Origin of the sequence: Microbacterium suaedae (genome assembly GCF_003254645.1) — a bacterium.
Lineage (GTDB): Bacteria > Actinomycetota > Actinomycetes > Actinomycetales > Microbacteriaceae > Microbacterium > Microbacterium suaedae.
This window is the reverse complement of record NZ_PNFD01000001.1, coordinates 532,249-549,057: the sequence shown is the minus strand read 5'-3', so window position 1 is coordinate 549,057 and position 16,809 is coordinate 532,249. Positions and strand designations below refer to the sequence as shown.

Here is a 16,809-nt window from a genome sequence, read left to right as displayed (position 1 = left end):
CCACACGGTCGGACGTGTCCAGGGAAGTCGCCCGATCGTGTGTGCTTCTCCGACCCTGCGGGCACGGCAGGATGGGGGAGTGGAGTTCTTCGAGCAGAGTCTGGTCGGCCTCGCCACGGCGTTGCGCGGCGGGGAGGTATCTCCCGTCGACGTCGCCCGTCACTTCCTCGAACGGATAGACGCGGCGGGGGAACTCGGTGCATTCGTCGAGGTGATCTCCGAAAGAGCGCTCGCGCAGGCGGCTGATCTCGGGGATCCGCCCGTCGACGCGCCGCCCCTGTGGGGCGTCCCCCTTGCCGACAAGGATCTCGTCGCCCGCGCGGGCGTGCCGACGCGCTACGGTTCTCGTGCGTTCGCCGAGAACCTGTCCGCAGATTCGGATCCGCTCGCGCTCGCGCTCGACCGGCTCGGATCCGTCAGCCTCGGCAAGACGAACACTCCTGAGTTCGGGCTCACGGGTTACACGGAGAGCGCGATCGCCCCTCCTGCTCGCAATCCGTGGAATACCGATACGGGGGCGGGCGGATCGAGCGGCGGAGCGGCTACAGCAGTCGCCGCGGGGCTTCTCCCGGCAGCGCCCGCGTCAGACGGCGGCGGATCCATTCGGATCCCCGCCGCGACCGTCGGCGTCGTGGGGCTGAAGCCGTCGCGCGGTCGGCTGCCGTTCGCGAACGGGCTCGAGTCGCCCGGTGGTCTGTCGACGGCCGGCCCCATCGCGCGCTCGGTCGCGGACGTCGGGTACCTCCTCGACGCGCTCGCGGGATCCGCGCCACACAGCTACGCAACGCGGGCACCGGATCCCGAGGGAGGGGGCGCGAGTGCCGCGCTGCGCCGCGATCCGGGCCGACTCCGGATCGGCGCCACGCTCGTCACTCCCTGGGACGGGTGGACCGACACGAGTCTCGACCCGCGGGCGCGCGCCGCCTATGACGGTGCCGCCGCGATCCTCGTGTCTGCCGGGCACGCTGTCGACGAGGCGGACTGGCGCCCCGAGGGCTATCCCGAGATGTTTGCGACCCTCTGGCGTGCGTCGGCCGCACGGATTCCAGTCCCGGACGCGGACCTCGACGCGCTCACCGAGCCGCTGACCGCGTGGCTCGTGCGGGAGGGTCGCGCGATGAGCGCCGAGCGCGTGATCGGTGGGTACCAGGCCGCGGCTGCGTTCGAAAGGCGCACGATCGAGGCGTTCGCGCCCTTCGACGCCGTGCTCACGCCCGCGCTCGCGATGGAACCGCAGAAGGTTGGCTGGTTCTCGTCCGTGGACCCCGAGGAGAACTTCGCCCGGCAGTGCAGCTACGCGCCTCACACGAGCTTCGTGAACGTCTCGGGGCTGCCCGCGATCACGGTTCCCGTCACATCCGAGGAGGGCGAGCGTCCGTGGAGCGTGCAGCTCGTCGGCCGGCCCGGGGGAGAGGCCGCGATCCTGCAGCTCGCCGCCCAACTGGAGGCGGCGAGGGGCCCGCTGCCCTGGCCCACGCTGACGTACTGAGAGCGGCGCGAGGTGCTGACGGATCGGGCGATCTGGTCAGCATCTCGGCGTGGAGTCAGTATCTGAGCGCGTGCGGGACGCCATTCCGTGGCCGGCGCGACCCCGAGATCGGTGGGACGAGCTGGCGCGTGCCGTCAGATCAGGTACTCGGGCGCAGTGAGGATGTCGCGGACGCGGTCGTTGGATCGACGGGCGCGCGCCTTGGCGGGGACGCCGACCACGATGCTGTCGGACGGGGCGTCGCGCGTGACGACGGCGTTGGCGCCCACCGCGCTGTGCGCGCCGATCGTCACAGGACCGAGCACCTTGGCACCGGATCCGACGACAACGCCGTCGCCGAGAGTCGGGTGGCGCTTGCCCTTGTCGAGCGACGTGCCCCCGAGAGTCACGCCGTGGTACAGCATGACGTCGTCGCCGACCTCGGCGGTCTCGCCGATGACGACGCCCATGCCGTGGTCGATGAAGAATCGCCGCCCGATGGTGGCGCCGGGGTGGATCTCGATACCCGTGATCCACCTCATAAGCTGCGACAGCGCCCGCGCGGGGAAGCGGAGGCCGCGCCGCCACAGCGCGTGGCTGAGCCGGTGCCCCCAGATCGCGTGCAGGCCGGGGTAGAGGAGCGCGATCTCGAGCGCGCCGCGCGCGGCGGGATCCCTCCGACGCGCTGCGGAGATGTCCTCGCGGATGCCGATTCCCATGAAGTGCGAGCCAATCGATTCGGAGACGACGCGAGCGGCGCGGGATCCCGGACGGGACGCGGAGGATCCGCGCCGCCCGCCGAGAACCGCGCCGCTCGAGAGCGGTGCCGGGTCAGTCGTCGCGGAGGTGCTCCCAGAGGAACGTCGACACGTAGCGCTCGCCCGTGTCGGGCACGACGACGACGATCTTCTTGCCGGCGTTCTCCGGGCGCTTCGCGACCTCGACGGCAGCCCAGACGGCGGCGCCCGACGAGATACCGGCGAGGATGCCCTCCTTCGTCGCGAGATCGCGGGCCGTGTCGACCGCCTTGTCGAGCGGCGCGGGAAGGATCTCGTCGATCACCGAGCGGTCGAGGATGTCGGGAACGAAGTTCGCGCCGAGACCCTGGATCTTGTGGGGCGCTGCCGTGCCCTCGCTGAGAAGGGGCGAGTCTGCGGGCTCGACGGCGACGATCTGCACGCCGGGCTTCTTCTCCTTGAGCACCTGACCGACGCCCGAGATCGTGCCGCCCGTGCCGATGCCGGCGACGAAGATGTCGACGTCGCCGTCGGTGTCGGCGAGGATCTCCTCGGCCGTCGTCTCGCGGTGGATCTTGACGTTGGCCTCGTTCTCGAACTGACGGGCGAGGACCGCGCCGGGCGTCTCGGAGACGATGCGCTTGGCCTCCTCGACGGCGCCGTTCATGCCCTTCGCCGGGTCGGTGAGGACGAGCTCTGCGCCGAACGCCCGCAGGAGCACTCGGCGCTCCTTCGACATCGATGACGGCATCGTGAGGATCACCTTGTAGCCGCGAGCCGCTCCCACGAGGGCGAGGGCGATGCCCGTGTTGCCGGAGGTGCCCTCGACGATCGTGCCGCCGGCCGGCAGCTCGCCCGAGGCCTCCGCCGCGTCGACGATCGCGACGCCGAGGCGGTCCTTCACGCTCGAACCGGGGTTGAAGAACTCGAGCTTGCCGTAGACCTCGGCGCCGGCGCCGTCGGTCACGCGGTTGAGCTTGACGAGCGGCGTCTTGCCGAACGCGCTGGAGATGTCATTGTGGATCGCGGACATCGATATGCCTTTCAGATCGGGTCGACAGGCCGCCCCGGGAACCCCGGCGGCCCTGCCGATCAGCCTACGGGGCCGCGACGACACCGGGACAGGTCTGTGACGGAGGATTTCATCGGCGCGGCGCAATAGGGTCGTCTCGTGCCCGACGACTCCCCCCGGATCCCCTTCCGTGACGCCCTGCGCGGCGCGTCCGATGTGCTCGCCCAGGCGGGCGTGCCCGACCCCGCCGTCGACGCGGAGCTGCTGCTCGCCTGGATCCTCGGACCGGCGGCGAGCAGGGGAGAGGTGCAGGCAGCGCTCGTCCGCGGCGACGCGCTCGATCCCGCCGATCACGAGGCGTACCGCGGTCTCGTCGCCCGCCGCGCCGCGCGTGAGCCCCTGCAGCACATCACGGGCGTCGCCCCCTTCCGCCGGCTGGCGCTCCGCGTCGGCCCCGGCGTGTTCGTGCCCCGTCCCGAGACCGAGATGGTCGCCCAACTTGCGATCGACGCGCTCACCGCAGCCGCGGATCCCGCGCCCATCGCGGTCGACCTCGGCACCGGCAGCGGGGCCATCGCCCTCGCGATGGCGACCGAGGTGCCTCATGCGCGCGTGCACGCCGTCGAGCGGTCCGACGAGGCGATCGCCTGGACCCGGCGCAACGTCGAGGCGCTTGCGCCCGACATCGACCTGCGCCACGGCGATCTCTCTGATGCGTTCGACGATCTCGACGGGCGCGTCGCCGTCGTCGCCTCGAACCCGCCGTATGTCCCCGACGATGCGGTGCCGCGCGACGAAGAGGTGCGCAGGCACGATCCGGCGGTCGCGCTCTACGGCGGGGCCGACGGCCTCGACGTCGTGCGCGTCATCAGCCGCGTCGGGATGCGGCTCGCTCGTTCGGGTGGCACTCTCGTCCTCGAACACGGCGAATGGCAGGGCGAGTCGATCCGCGCGCTCCTGGCGGCCGACGGCTGGCTCGGGGCGTCGACGCACCCCGACCTCACGACGCGCGAGAGGGCGACGACCGCAATCCGGCCGTGATCGGCGCGCGCCGACAGGGGTCCCGGAGAACGGATCCCTACAATCGATGTCGTGATGCCACCCGTCTTCGACTGCCGCGAACGCGAGCAGATGCTCTCCGGAATGCGCCAAGCGCGCCAGGCGATCTCGCGCGGTGACGTCATCGTCACGCCCACCGACACGGTGTACGGCGTTGCGGCCGACGCGTTCAGCCCGGCCGCCGTGCAGAAGCTTCTCGACGCGAAGGGTCGCTCGCGCCAGCAGCCGCCGCCCGTGCTCGTCGGCTCGACCGACGCGCTGCACGCCCTCGTCGAGTCCGTCCCCGACGAAGTGACCCGGCTTGTCGAGGCATTCTGGCCGGGCGGCCTGACGATCGTGCTTCCCGCGCAGCCGTCGCTCACGTGGGACCTCGGCGAGACGCAGGGGACCGTTGCCGTGCGCCAGCCCGATCACCCGATCGCGCTGGAGCTGCTCGCCGAGACAGGGCCTCTCGCGGTGTCGAGCGCGAACCGCACGGGCGAAGCGGCGGCGATCGACGTCACATCCGCGCAGGCCATGCTCGGCGAGACGGTCGCCCTCTACCTGGACGATGGTCCGGTCCCGACGGGAGTCGCCTCGACGATCGTCGACGCGACCTCGCTCGCCGGCGGCCGAGGCGAGCCCGCCGTACGCGTGCTTCGCGAGGGCGCTATCAGCCGGGATCGGCTGCGCGAGGTTCTCGGGGACCTGCTCGAAGAGCCGCACGAAGAGGATCCGTCGGGGTGAGGCTCTACCTCCTCACGATCCTCATCACGGCGGCGATCACCTTCGTCCTGTCGTGGGCCATCTGGCGGATCGCACTGCGCTACCGCCTGCACCCGGCCGTGCGCGAACGGGACGTGCACACGCGGCCGACGCCCCGCCTCGGCGGGGTCGCGATGTTCCTCGGGATCGTCGTCGCCTTCCTCATCTCGCGCACTTTCGACTACTTCGACATCTTCTGGGTCGAACCGCGCGTCGTCTGGTCGATCCTCGGCGCGACTCTGCTGATCGCGCTCATCGGCATCGCAGACGATCTGTGGGATCTGGACTGGATGATCAAGCTCGGGGCGCAATTCCTCGCTGCGGGGATCATCGCCATCGGCGGCGGGGTGCAGATCTATGCGCTGCCGATCGGGGGGATCACGGTCTGGTCGGGCTGGGTGAGCATCATCCTGACGATGTTCTCGATCGTCATCGTGATGAACGCCGTGAACTTCATCGACGGCCTCGACGGCCTCGTCGCGGGTGTGTGCCTCATCGCGAACGGCGTGTTCTTCGTCTACTCGTACATCCTCGTCCGCGATATCGGCGCCACGAGCTATGCGAACCTCGGCACATTCATCGCCGCGGTCATCGTCGGCGCGTGCGCGGGCTTCCTTCCCATCAACTGGAATCCCGCGAAGATGTTCATGGGGGACACCGGGGCGCTCGTGCTCGGTCTTCTCATGGCGACGAGCGGCATCGCGATCACGGGGCAGCTCCCGCCCGCCGCGCTCGAACCCGATGTGACGGGTCGCTCGCAGATCCTGGGAACGTTGATCCCGGTTCTCCTGCCGATCATCGTCGTGATGCTGCCGCTGCTCGACTTCGGGCTCGCGGTGATCCGCCGGATGAGTCGCGGAAAGTCGCCCTTCTCACCCGACCGCGAGCACCTCCACCACCGCATGCTCGACATGGGGCACTCGGATCGCGACGCGACGCTCATCTTCTACGCATGGACGGCGATCGCGTCGCTCACGGTCCTCCTCATGTACCTCTTCACCCGAGCGAACTGGTTCGGCGGTCACTGGTTCGGTGAGTACTGGTTCGCCGTCGCCTACGGCGTCGTCGGCATCGCGGCGTGCCTTGTGCTGGCGCTCGTGCCGTCGAAGGCGCGTCGCGCTCGCGATCCAGAAGCCGAGAGATCCGAATCCTGAGGACCCTGCCGTGAGCCGACCGATGCCTCTTCTCGTCCCCACACTGGTGGGGGTCGCGCTCTGCGTCGTGGCGGCCGCCGTCGCAGCGCTCATCTCGGGAGGTGTCGTCGGGCCCGAGGGTGCCCGAACGGGCGCCGTCGCCGGCGCCGTGGGGCTCGTCTTTCCCGCGCTGACGGCCTGCCTCATCATGCTGCTGCGCCGGCGCGAGGGCATGGCCGCATACGCGGCGCTCGCCTTCGCGGGATTCCTCGCGCTCTTCCTCGTCAAGATCGCCGCATTCGCCACCGGCCTGTCGGTGGTGCTCGCGGCAGGGTGGACACACGCCGCGACCGCATACGGAACGCTCGCCGCGCTCGGGATCGCGTCGCTCGCCATCGACCTCATCGTCGTCAACGGGATCCGCGTCGACCCAGACAGCAGATGAGGATCCCCAGCCGGGGAGGATACGCTCGTCGGGTCCGCACGGGCCGCGGTGACCGCGCCCCCGCCCCGCGCCGAAACGGCGCGCGACCACAGGAGCCCCAGATGTCTCGCCCCGCCCTCTCGAGCACCCCGGTCCTGCGTACGGCCCTCGTCTGGGGGGCGATCGCGACGGCCGCGATCGCCGTCATCGGAGGGCTGATCGGGTACGCGGTCGCCGGATCCGACGGAGCGCTGAGCGCGCTCGCCGGGGCGGGCATCACCGCCGTGCTCATGCTGCTGACGGCGGCGAGCATCCTGATCGCCAATCGCTGGTTCGGTGACGATCTCTATGTGCCGATCTTCTTCGGGATCGTTCTCGGTGGTTGGATCGTCAAACTGATCCTCTTCATCGTCGCGATGCTCGTGCTGCGCGGTCAGCCGTGGATCGTGCCGATGGTCTTCTTCCTCGCGGTCGTCGCGAGCGTCGTCGCCTCGCTCGCGATCGATGCGATCGCGATGCTCCGCGCCCGTGTTCCCTACACGGACGTGACGCTGCCGGGGGAGGACGGCGCCGCAGACGACGGCGACGCGACCCCCGACGCGGAGCCGGGTGCGCGCAAGTTCGACGCGTAGTAGAAGCCGCCGATCTTTTGATAGGCTGAGTGTCGTTCCTGCCGATCCCCCCATTCGGATGCCGATGTTGACATCGGGCGTGGCAGGTGCGACTTCCTTCCACAGCCGGCCGACGTGCCGGAGCGACGAAGCCGGAGCCACACGTTGACACACGCCGTGACGCTGATCGCCTCTGCCGATAACAGCGAGGGTGCATTCCACCCTCCCTCGATCATCGACTTCTTCCCTCCCGCGATCTTCCAGTTCGGTCCGATCGAGTTCACGCGTATCAACCTCGCGCAGTTCATCGCGACGGCGATCCTTGTGATCCTCCTCCTCATCGGCACGCGCCGTATGCGGGTTATCCCCGGGCGGTTCCAGAGCATCGTCGAGATGGGCATGGACTTCGTGCGCGTCAGCATCGCGCACGACATTCTCGGCCGTAAGGACGGCGACCGCTTCGTGCCGCTGCTCATGACGATGTTCTTCATGATCCTGTTCATGAACATGACGGGCATCATCCCCGGCATCAACATCGCCGGTACGAGCGTCATCGCTGTCCCGCTGCTTCTCGCCGCGATCTCGTACGTGACGTTCATCTACGCGGGTATCAAGAAGAGCCCCTCCGGTTTCTTCAAGAACGCGCTGTTCCCGTCGGGCGTCCCGCCGGTTCTGTACCTCATCGTGACGCCGCTCGAGTTCCTCTCGACGTTCATCATCCGGCCCGTCACGCTCACGCTGCGACTGCTGATGAACATGATCGTCGGGCACCTCATGCTCGTGCTGTTCTTCTCGGCGACGCACTTCTTCTTCTTCGGCATCGGCGGGGGATGGATCCCCCTGGGTGCGGGCACGCTCGCATTCGGATTCGCCTTCACTCTGTTCGAGGTCCTGGTGGCCTTCCTCCAGGCCTACGTCTTCACGATCCTCACCGCGGTCTACATCCAGCTCGCGGTCGCGGAAGAGCACTGACGGCGCGTTCCTCGCGCGCCGCCCTACGAAAGGAAAAATCCAGTGGACGCTTCTATGGTTCTCGCTGAGGTCAACGGCTCGATCGCCACGGTCGGCTACGGTCTCGCCGCCATCGGCCCGGCCATCGGTGTGGGCATCGTCGTCGGCAAGACGATCGAGTCGGTCGCCCGCCAGCCCGAGCTCGCCGGCCGCCTCCAGGTGCTGATGTGGATCGGTATCGCCTTCACCGAGGCGCTCGCCTTCATCGGCATCGCCACGGGCTTCATCTTCGGATACTGATTCATTCGCAGCTGACACGTAAGGAGACAGGATGCTGAACGCTCTTGTCACGGTCGCCGCGGAAGAGGATCCGAATCCGCTGATCCCGGCCATCTACGACATCATCTGGTCGGCGGTGTGCTTCATCGTCATCCTCGTGGTGGTCTGGAAGGTCGCGCTGCCTCGTCTGACGACGATGCTCGACGCCCGTTCGGCGGCCATCGAAGGAAACATCGAGAAGGCCGACGAGGCGCAGCGCAAGGCCGAGGCCGCGCTCGCCGAGTACACGCAGCAGCTCGCTGATGCGCGCCGCGAGGCGGGCGAGATCCGCGAGGGCGCGCGCGCCGACGGCAAGAAGATCGTCGACGAGGCGAAGGCCGGCGCGCAGGTGGAGGCCGACCGCATCACGGCGGCCGCGCACGCGCAGATCGAGGCCGAGCGCCAGTCGGCGATGGTCTCGCTGCGCAGCGACGTGGGCACGCTCGCGCTCGATCTCGCAGGCAACGTCATCGGCGAGTCGGTGAACGACGACCAGAAGGCTCAGGGCGTCGTCGACCGTTTCCTCGCTGATCTCGAGGCATCCGAGAAGGCGGCGAAGTAATGGGCAGCGCGACGACTCAGGCGCTGAAGGCGAGCGCCGCGGCGCTCGCCTCGGCCCCGGTCGATCTCGACACCGCACGCGAGCTCTTCGAAGCGGCGCGTGTGGCGGGCGACTCGCCGGCGCTGAGCGGCGCGCTCGCGGATCATGCCGCCGAGGAATCTGCGCGGTCGGCGCTCGTGCACCGGGTCTTCGGGACTCTGTCCAGTGCGGCACAGCAGATCCTCGCAACGATCGCCGAGCAGCGCTGGTCGGAGGCCGCCGAGCTCGTCTCCGGGATCGAGGAAGTCGCGATCCGCGCGACGGCGAAGGCCGAGTCTGCCGATGTCGAGGGTGAGCTGTTCCAGGTCACCCGCATCGTCGCGACGAATCCCGAACTCGAACTGGCTCTGGGAGCTCGACTCGGCGACGCGTCGAAGAAGGGCGAGCTCATCGAGCGGATCCTCGGCACGTCGGTGAGCGCGGGCACCGTGCTCATCGTGAGCTCGCTCGTCCAGCAGCCGAACGGCCGTCGTGTGCGCTCGGCGCTGCATCACGCGATCGCCGTGGTGGCCGCAGAGCGCGGGCGCATCGTCGCGACAGTGCATGTCGCGAAGTCGCTCGCAGATGCGCAGCGGCAGCGCCTTGCCGACTCGCTCTCGCGCACGTACGGAGCCCCCGTCTCGATCAACGAGGTCGTCGACCCCGAGGTCGTGGGCGGTATCCGCGTGCAGATCGCCGACGACGTGATCGACGGCAGCATCTCGTCCCGCCTCGCCGATCTCCGGTCGAGGCTCGCAGGCTGAACGCTTCCCTGCGGAAGCAATTGGGGCCGTTGGGCCCGCACAACGAAGGAAGACAATGGCAGACATCACCATCAGCCCCGACGTCATCCGTGACGCGCTGAAGGACTTCGTCTCGGCCTACGAGCCCACCGGTTCTGGCGCGAACGAGGTCGGCACCGTCACGGATGCGGCCGACGGCATCGCCCACGTCGAGGGTCTCCCCGGCGTCATGGCGAACGAGCTCATCCGCTTCGAGGACGGCACGCTCGGCCTCGCTCAGAACCTCGACGAGCACGAGATCGGCACGGTCATCCTCGGCGAGTTCTCCGGCATCGAGGAGGGCCAGCCGGTCACGCGGACTGGCAAGGTCCTCTCCGTCCCGGTGGGCGAGGGCTACCTCGGACGCGTGGTCGACCCGCTCGGCCAGCCGATCGACGGCCTCGGCGAGATCGCCGACATCGAGGGCGACCGCGAGCTCGAGCTTCAGGCGGCGGGCGTCATGGACCGCAAGTCGGTTCACGAGCCGATGCAGACCGGCATCAAGGCCATCGACTCGATGATCCCCGTCGGCCGCGGACAGCGCCAGCTGATCATCGGCGACCGCCAGACGGGTAAGACGGCGATCGCGATCGACACGATCATCAACCAGAAGGACAACTGGGAGTCGGGCGACACCAACAAGCAGGTTCGCTGCATCTACGTCGCCGTCGGCCAGAAGGGCTCGACGATCGCGTCGGTCAAGGGCGCGCTCGAGGATGCGGGCGCGATGGAGTACACGACGATCGTCGCGGCTCCCGCCTCCGACCCCGCGGGCTTCAAGTACCTCGCGCCCTACACGGGATCGGCGATCGGTCAGCACTGGATGTACCAGGGCAAGCACGTGCTCATCGTCTTCGACGACCTCACGAAGCAGGCCGAGGCCTACCGTGCGGTGTCGCTTCTCCTGCGTCGTCCGCCGGGGCGCGAGGCGTACCCCGGTGACGTCTTCTACCTGCACTCGCGCCTGCTCGAGCGCTGCGCGAAGCTCTCGGACGCACTGGGCGCCGGTTCGATGACGGGTCTGCCCATCATCGAGACGAAGGCGAACGACGTCTCGGCCTACGTGCCGACGAACGTGATCTCGATCACCGACGGCCAGATCTTCCTGCAGTCCGACCTGTTCAACTCGAACCAGCGTCCGGCCGTCGATGTGGGTATCTCGGTGTCCCGCGTCGGTGGTGACGCGCAGCAGAAGCACGTCAAGAAGGTCTCGGGAACGCTCAAGCTCGAGCTCGCGCAGTACCGCTCGCTGCAGGCCTTCGCGATGTTCGCCTCCGACCTCGACCCGACCTCGCGTCGTCAGCTTGCGCGAGGCGCACGCCTGACCGAGCTGCTCAAGCAGCCGCAGTACTCGCCGTACTCGGCTGAGGAGCAGGTCGTCTCGATCTGGGCCGGTACGAACGGCAAGCTCGACGAGATCGAGGTCGAGGACGTCCTCCGCTTCGAGCGCGAGATGCTCGACTACATGCGTCGCAACACGCAGGTGCTCGACAAGCTCCGCGAGTCGGGCAAGCTCGAGGACGAGGTCCTCGCCGAGATGGAGCAGGGCATCGACAAGTTCGTCCTCGAGTTCCAGAAGGGCGAGGGACGCCACCTCACCGATCCGGGCCACGAGGAGCACGCGGCCGCGGACCACGACGAGATCGGCCAGGAGCGGATCGTCAAGGGCCGCAAGGCGTAACGCCCGCAAGGGAGTCGCATCATGGGCGCACAACTCAGGGAGTACAAGCAGAAGATCTCTTCTGCTCAGACCACGAAGAAGATCACGAAGGCGATGGAGCTCATCGCGGCTTCGCGGATCCAGAAGGCGATGGCGCGCGTGCGCGCGTCGTCGCCCTTCTCCCGCGCGGTCACGCGAGCTGTCTCGGCCGTCGCGACGCACACGACGATCGACCACCCGCTCACGCGTGAGCCCGAGACGGTCACACGATCGGCCGTCCTGCTGCTCACGAGCGATCGCGGTCTGGCCGGCGCGTTCAATTCGCAGGTCATCAAGGAAGCGCTGGAACTTGCGGAACTGCTCCGCGGGGAGGGCAAGGAGGTCGTCTTCTACCTCTTCGGGCGCAAGGCCGTCGGCTATTTCCAGTTCCGCCAGATGGTGGCCGCCGACGAGTGGACGGGCGAGGCTGACACGCCTTCGTTCGACACAGCGAAGGAGATCGCCGACGCGCTGATCGCGGCGTACGAGCTCGACGCATCGGAGGACGGGGTCGACGAGATCCACGTCGTCTACAACCGGTTCGTCAGCATGATGATCCAGGAGGCGGAGTCGGTGCGCCTGCTCCCGCTCGAGGTCGTCGACGCCGATGAGACGGCAGACGACAGCCAGAGCACCGAGGCGTACCCGCTCTACGAGTTCGAGCCCGAGGCTTCCGAGGTGCTCGACGCGCTTCTGCCGGTGTACATCCAGAGCCGCATCTTCAACGCTCTTCTGCAGTCGGCCGCCGCGAAGCAGGCCGCGACGCAGAAGGCGATGAAGGCGGCCAGCGACAACGCCGACAAGCTCATCACCGATTACACCCGCCTGCGCAACAACGCGCGCCAGGCCGAGATCACGCAGCAGATCGCCGAGATCGTCGGCGGCGCAGACGCTCTCGCGTCTTGAGAACCTCGCAGAAAGAGACGAAACACATGACCACCACGGTTGACACACCCACCGCGGTCGTCGGGCGCGTTGCCCGCGTCACGGGCCCCGTCGTCGACATCGAGTTCCCGCACGACTCGTTGCCCGGCATCTACAACGCGCTGAAGACGACGATCACGATGGGCGAGCAGTCCACCGAGATCACCCTCGAGGTCGCACAGCACCTCGGCGACGACATGGTTCGCGCCATCTCGCTGAAGCCCACTGATGGCATGGTCCGCGGCCAGGAGGTGCGCGACACCGGCGAGGCCATCTCGGTCCCCGTCGGCGACGAGACCAAGGGCAAGGTCTTCAACGTCACGGGCGACGTTCTCAACCTCGGCGAGGGCGAGACGTTCGAGGCCACCGAGCGCTGGCCGATCCACCGCAAGGCGCCGAACTTCGATCAGCTCGAGTCGAAGACGTCGATGTTCGAGACAGGCATCAAGTCGATCGACCTCCTGACGCCGTACGTGCAGGGTGGAAAGATCGGCCTCTTCGGCGGCGCGGGTGTGGGCAAGACGGTCCTCATCCAGGAGATGATCCAGCGCGTCGCACAGGACCACGGCGGCGTGTCGGTGTTCGCCGGCGTCGGTGAGCGCACCCGTGAGGGCAACGACCTCATCGACGAGATGGACGAGGCGGGTGTCTTCGACAAGACGGCCCTCGTCTTCGGTCAGATGGACGAGCCGCCGGGGACGCGTCTCCGCGTCGCCCTGTCGGCGCTGACGATGGCGGAGTACTTCCGCGACGTCAAGAAGCAGGACGTCCTCCTGTTCATCGACAACATCTTCCGCTTCACGCAGGCCGGTTCCGAGGTCTCGACCCTGCTGGGTCGCATGCCGTCGGCCGTGGGCTACCAGCCCAACCTCGCGGATGAGATGGGTGTTCTCCAGGAGCGCATCACGTCGACGCGCGGTCACTCGATCACCTCGATGCAGGCGATCTACGTGCCGGCTGACGACTACACCGACCCGGCACCCGCGACGACGTTCGCGCACCTCGACGCGACGACCGAGCTGTCGCGTGAGATCGCGTCGCGCGGTCTGTACCCCGCGATCGACCCGCTCACCTCGACGAGCCGCATCATGGATCCCCGCTACCTCGGTGAGGACCACTACCGCGTCGCGACGAGCGTGAAGCAGATCCTGCAGAAGAACAAGGAGCTGCAGGAGATCATCGCGATCCTCGGTATCGACGAGCTGTCGGAGGAAGACAAGATCGTCGTGTCGCGTGCGCGCCGTATCGAGCAGTTCCTCTCGCAGAACACCTACATGGCGAAGAAGTTCACGGGTGTCGAGGGATCGACGGTTCCGCTCAAGGAGACGATCGAGTCGTTCGACGCGATCGTCAAGGGCGACTTCGACCACGTCGCCGAGCAGGCGTTCTACAACGTCGGCGGCATCAGCGACGTCGAGGCGAACTGGGCGCGGATCCAGAAGGAGAACGGCTGATCATGGCGCTCCAGGTCAACCTCGTGTCTGCCGAGGCAGAGGTCTGGTCGGGCGAGGCGACGCTCGTCGTCGCCAAGACCGTCGAGGGTGAGATCGGTTTCATGGCCGGTCACGAGCCCACGCTCGCGGTCCTTGCCGACGGCCAGGTGCGCATCACCCAGGCCGATGGCACGAAGGTGATCGCCGATGCGAGCGACGGCTTCGTCTCGATGGAGGTCGGCGACGCGATCAACATCGTGGCGGGACAGGCGCAGCTCGCGGACTGACACGACCGAAGAGACGGGGCGGGGATCATCGTGATCCCCGCCCCTTCTCCTGTCTCACGAAGGATTCTCGATGCTCCTGCTCCTCCCGCCGTCTGAGACGAAGCGCCCCGGTGGCGAGGGCTCGCCCCTCGCGCTCTCCTCACTCGCTTTCGGTGACCTCACGACGCAGCGTGAGGCCGCGTTGGACGCGCTGACGGTGCTGGCCGCCGATGGGGATGCGATGGCCCGGGCATTGAAGCTCTCCGACCGCCAGCGCGGCGAGATCGGAGTCAACGCGGCCGTTCGTTCCGCGCCGACGATGCCGTCGATTGATCGCTTCACGGGGGTTCTCTACGACGCGCTGGACGCGGGCACGCTGACAGCAGAAGCGCGGGCATGGCTCGGGCGGCACGCCGCCATCCAGACGGCTCTGCTGGGGCCTGTCGGAGCGCTCGACGCGATCCCGGCATTCCGGCTCTCGGCGGGACAGCGTCTGCCGGGGATCCCGCCGCTGAAGAAGCACTGGTCGGTCCCGACGCGCGAGGCGCTCGCGACAGCGTCGGGCCCGATCGTGGACCTCCGTTCGGAGGCGTATCGCGCGCTGGGGCCCGTGCCGCTGGAGCTGCCGCAGGCGTATGTGCGGGTGGTGGAGGCGGGCGCCGACGGCACGGTGCGTGCGCTGAACCACTTCAATAAGAAGACCAAGGGGATCTTCACACGGGAGATTGCGAGCGCCGCGCCTTCGATCACCTCGCTCGACGAGCTCGTCGTCTGGAGCCGTTCCGCCGGTCTCGACATGCGCGCCGGCGAGACCGCGGGGGAGCTTCTGCTCGTCTCGCACGGGTGAGGGGAAGAACTGCCCGCGCGATCTGCCACGGCGAGGGGACGAGAGTCGCTACGCTGTGAGTCGGGCGGCCGACGCCGCACGACAACGGGTGGAGGGAAACACTTCTCATGTACGACGACTATTCCAGTTACGGCGACGTCGGCGGCTACGGCGCGTTCCTCGCGTTCATGGCCGTTTTCGGTGTCGTCATGTTCCTCTTGGCGATCGCCGGCTATGTCCTCTCGGCGTGGTTCATGATGAAGGTCTTCGACAAGGCCGGCGTCGAGGGCAAGTGGCGGGCATGGGTGCCGTTCTACAACACGATGGTGTTCATGAAGCTCGGCGATGTGAACCCGTGGCTGCTGTTCTTCGCCTTTGCCAGTGTGATCCCGTACGTGAACTTCATCGGTTGGCTCGGCGGGCTCTTCGCCAGCGTGATGGTCATCATCGCCGCGTACCGTGTGGGTCTCAAGCTGCAGAAGGAGGGCGCGTGGGTCGTCCTCTTCATCTTCCTTCCGATCGTCTGGCTCGGCATCTGCGCCTTCGACAGCTCGCGCTGGAACCGTCAGGTGCCTGCGCCGAGTTGGGCCGCGAACGGCTTCCTCGGTGACAAGCAGGTGTGGTCGGGGATTCCGGCGGGTGCGCCTGCCGGCTACGCGCAGCCCGGCTACGGCCAGGCGCCGTATGGTCAGCCTGGGTACCCGCAGCAGCCGGGTGCCGCCCCGCAGCCCCCGCAGCAGCCGGGTGCCGCTCCGCAGTCTCCGCAGCAGCCGGGAGCGGCTCCGCAGCCGCCTGCCGATCCGAACCAGCCCCCGCAGCCGCCGGCCGACCCGGATCAGCCGCGTCCGCCGCAGCCGCCGCAGGTCTGACGCCCGCGCCGATCAGACGCGATACCGGGCCTCGGACGAGTTCTTCGTCCGGGGCCCGGAGCGTTTCCCATAGACTGGTCGCCACGCGCGCCACCCAGTCTGCGGCGCAGAACGCCCGAAAGGCAGGTCGGCCTCGTGCCCGACGACACCACCCCCGCGACGACGCCGCGGCCCGAGACGCACAGTCGTGACGTCCCGCTGGCCGACGGCTCGACGCTCTCCCTGCGTTGGGCCGGCAGCACCGACCCCGGACGCAAGCGCGAGAACAACCAGGATTCCTTCCTCGCCGCTTACCCGCTGTTCGTCGTCGCCGACGGCATGGGCGGGCACATCGGCGGCGAGATCGCCAGCCAGAGCGTTGTGAATCGCCTCTCTGCGCTGGCCGACCGAGAGACGGTCACCCCGCACGATATCGATGACGCGCTGGCTCTCGCCGTCCGGGATATCTCCGACCATCCCGATACGACCGACGAGGGCACGGGTACGACGCTCACGGGCGTTTACTTCGACATGACCGACGACGGTCCTTCGATCGTCGCCATGAACATCGGTGATTCGCGGGTGTACCTTCAGCGGGGCGATCAGCTCATGCAGGTCACGACCGATCATTCGCTCGTGCAAGAGCTCGTCGCGGCCGGCCGCCTCAGCGAGGAGGAGGCCGAGACGCACCCGTACAGCAATGTGATCACCCGGGCCGTGGGGCCGACCGAGGCGGTGGCGCCCGACTACGTGCGCATCGAGGTGCAGTCGGGCGATCGCTACGTGATCTGCTCCGATGGGCTCACGAAGGAGCTCACCGACTACGGGATCCTTCACTTCCTGCATGCGAACGAGGATCCTGCCGATGCCACGGTGGCGATGATGGCTGCCGCGCTCGAGAACGGCGGGCGCGACAATGTGTCGATCGTCGTCGTCGACATCGTGGGCGACGAACCCGCAGCCGACGAGAAGTCCGCGGCGGCTGTCGACTGAC

Annotated in this window: 19 protein-coding genes; 17 read left to right on the top strand and 2 right to left on the bottom strand. The window is 68.1% G+C overall.

Annotated features, from left to right (window positions below; translation table 11 throughout):
- Positions 1 to 79 precede the first annotated feature (79 nt).
- Positions 80 to 1,489 carry an amidase gene (locus C0012_RS02445; RefSeq protein WP_110588359.1) on the top strand — a complete coding sequence of 470 codons (1,410 nt, stop codon included), beginning with the start codon at positions 80 to 82 and terminating at the stop codon, positions 1,487 to 1,489.
- Between the two features lie 134 nt (positions 1,490 to 1,623).
- Here C0012_RS02445 and epsC read toward each other — a convergent pair whose 3' ends face one another.
- Together epsC and cysK are read right to left on the bottom strand one after the other, a co-directional pair.
- On the bottom strand, positions 1,624 to 2,187 hold the full coding sequence (gene epsC, locus C0012_RS02440) for a serine O-acetyltransferase EpsC (protein ID WP_110588360.1): 564 nt from the start codon (positions 2,185 to 2,187) through the stop codon (positions 1,624 to 1,626).
- A gap of 112 nt (positions 2,188 to 2,299) precedes the next feature.
- Positions 2,300 to 3,238 (bottom strand): cysteine synthase A, encoded by a 939-nt coding sequence (cysK, locus tag C0012_RS02435; protein ID WP_110588361.1) that lies wholly within the window; start codon positions 3,236 to 3,238, stop codon positions 2,300 to 2,302.
- A gap of 138 nt (positions 3,239 to 3,376) precedes the next feature.
- On the opposite strand from cysK, the gene prmC reads away from it, so the two are divergent.
- The 16 genes from prmC (at position 3,377) to C0012_RS02355 (ending at position 16,808) form a co-directional block, all read left to right on the top strand.
- A complete protein-coding gene (prmC, locus tag C0012_RS02430; RefSeq protein WP_110588362.1) occupies positions 3,377 to 4,258 on the top strand; it encodes a peptide chain release factor N(5)-glutamine methyltransferase in 882 nt (293 codons plus the stop codon).
- 54 nt (positions 4,259 to 4,312) lie between these two features.
- A complete protein-coding gene (locus C0012_RS02425; RefSeq protein WP_110588363.1) occupies positions 4,313 to 5,002 on the top strand; it encodes an L-threonylcarbamoyladenylate synthase in 690 nt (229 codons plus the stop codon).
- On the top strand, positions 4,999 to 6,174 hold the full coding sequence (locus tag C0012_RS02420) for an MraY family glycosyltransferase (RefSeq protein WP_110588364.1): 1,176 nt from the start codon (positions 4,999 to 5,001) through the stop codon (positions 6,172 to 6,174). Before C0012_RS02425 ends, C0012_RS02420 begins: the two co-directional genes overlap by 4 nt.
- A 10-nt stretch (positions 6,175 to 6,184) precedes the next feature.
- On the top strand, positions 6,185 to 6,598 hold the full coding sequence (locus C0012_RS02415; RefSeq protein ID WP_162621795.1) for a hypothetical protein: 414 nt from the start codon (positions 6,185 to 6,187) through the stop codon (positions 6,596 to 6,598).
- Between the two features lie 101 nt (positions 6,599 to 6,699).
- The gene (locus tag C0012_RS02410; RefSeq protein ID WP_110588366.1) at positions 6,700 to 7,209 is read left to right on the top strand and encodes a hypothetical protein; all 510 of its coding nucleotides are present in this window, start codon (positions 6,700 to 6,702) and stop codon (positions 7,207 to 7,209) included.
- 156 nt (positions 7,210 to 7,365) lie between these two features.
- A complete protein-coding gene (atpB, locus tag C0012_RS02405) occupies positions 7,366 to 8,160 on the top strand; it encodes a F0F1 ATP synthase subunit A (protein ID WP_232527745.1) in 795 nt (264 codons plus the stop codon).
- A gap of 42 nt (positions 8,161 to 8,202) precedes the next feature.
- A complete protein-coding gene (gene atpE, locus C0012_RS02400) occupies positions 8,203 to 8,439 on the top strand; it encodes an ATP synthase F0 subunit C (protein ID WP_110588367.1) in 237 nt (78 codons plus the stop codon).
- A gap of 31 nt (positions 8,440 to 8,470) precedes the next feature.
- Positions 8,471 to 9,019, top strand: coding sequence for a F0F1 ATP synthase subunit B (locus tag C0012_RS02395; protein WP_110588368.1), 549 nt, complete (start codon positions 8,471 to 8,473; stop codon positions 9,017 to 9,019).
- On the top strand, positions 9,019 to 9,801 hold the full coding sequence (locus tag C0012_RS02390; RefSeq protein ID WP_110588369.1) for a F0F1 ATP synthase subunit delta: 783 nt from the start codon (positions 9,019 to 9,021) through the stop codon (positions 9,799 to 9,801). The genes C0012_RS02395 and C0012_RS02390 overlap by 1 nt, the downstream gene beginning before the upstream one ends.
- Positions 9,802 to 9,856: 55 nt before the next feature.
- A complete protein-coding gene (gene atpA / locus C0012_RS02385; protein ID WP_110588370.1) occupies positions 9,857 to 11,500 on the top strand; it encodes a F0F1 ATP synthase subunit alpha in 1,644 nt (547 codons plus the stop codon).
- 21 nt (positions 11,501 to 11,521) lie between these two features.
- Entirely contained in the window at positions 11,522 to 12,424 is a 903-nt protein-coding gene (locus C0012_RS02380) for a F0F1 ATP synthase subunit gamma (protein WP_110588371.1), read from the top strand.
- Positions 12,425 to 12,450: 26 nt separating this feature from the next.
- The gene (gene atpD / locus C0012_RS02375) at positions 12,451 to 13,896 is read left to right on the top strand and encodes a F0F1 ATP synthase subunit beta (protein WP_110588372.1); all 1,446 of its coding nucleotides are present in this window, start codon (positions 12,451 to 12,453) and stop codon (positions 13,894 to 13,896) included.
- Positions 13,897 to 13,898: 2 nt separating this feature from the next.
- Complete coding sequence (locus tag C0012_RS02370) at positions 13,899 to 14,162, top strand: F0F1 ATP synthase subunit epsilon (protein WP_110588373.1); 264 nt, start codon at positions 13,899 to 13,901, stop codon at positions 14,160 to 14,162.
- Between the two features lie 70 nt (positions 14,163 to 14,232).
- Positions 14,233 to 14,988: a YaaA family protein gene (locus C0012_RS02365; RefSeq protein WP_110588374.1), complete on the top strand. Its 756-nt coding sequence runs from the start codon at positions 14,233 to 14,235 to the stop codon at positions 14,986 to 14,988.
- Positions 14,989 to 15,095: 107 nt separating this feature from the next.
- The gene (locus tag C0012_RS02360; protein WP_110588375.1) at positions 15,096 to 15,836 is read left to right on the top strand and encodes a DUF5684 domain-containing protein; all 741 of its coding nucleotides are present in this window, start codon (positions 15,096 to 15,098) and stop codon (positions 15,834 to 15,836) included.
- A 135-nt stretch (positions 15,837 to 15,971) separates the two neighbouring features.
- Positions 15,972 to 16,808 carry a PP2C family protein-serine/threonine phosphatase gene (locus tag C0012_RS02355; protein WP_198411043.1) on the top strand — a complete coding sequence of 279 codons (837 nt, stop codon included), beginning with the start codon at positions 15,972 to 15,974 and terminating at the stop codon, positions 16,806 to 16,808.
- Position 16,809: the final 1 nt, after the last annotated feature.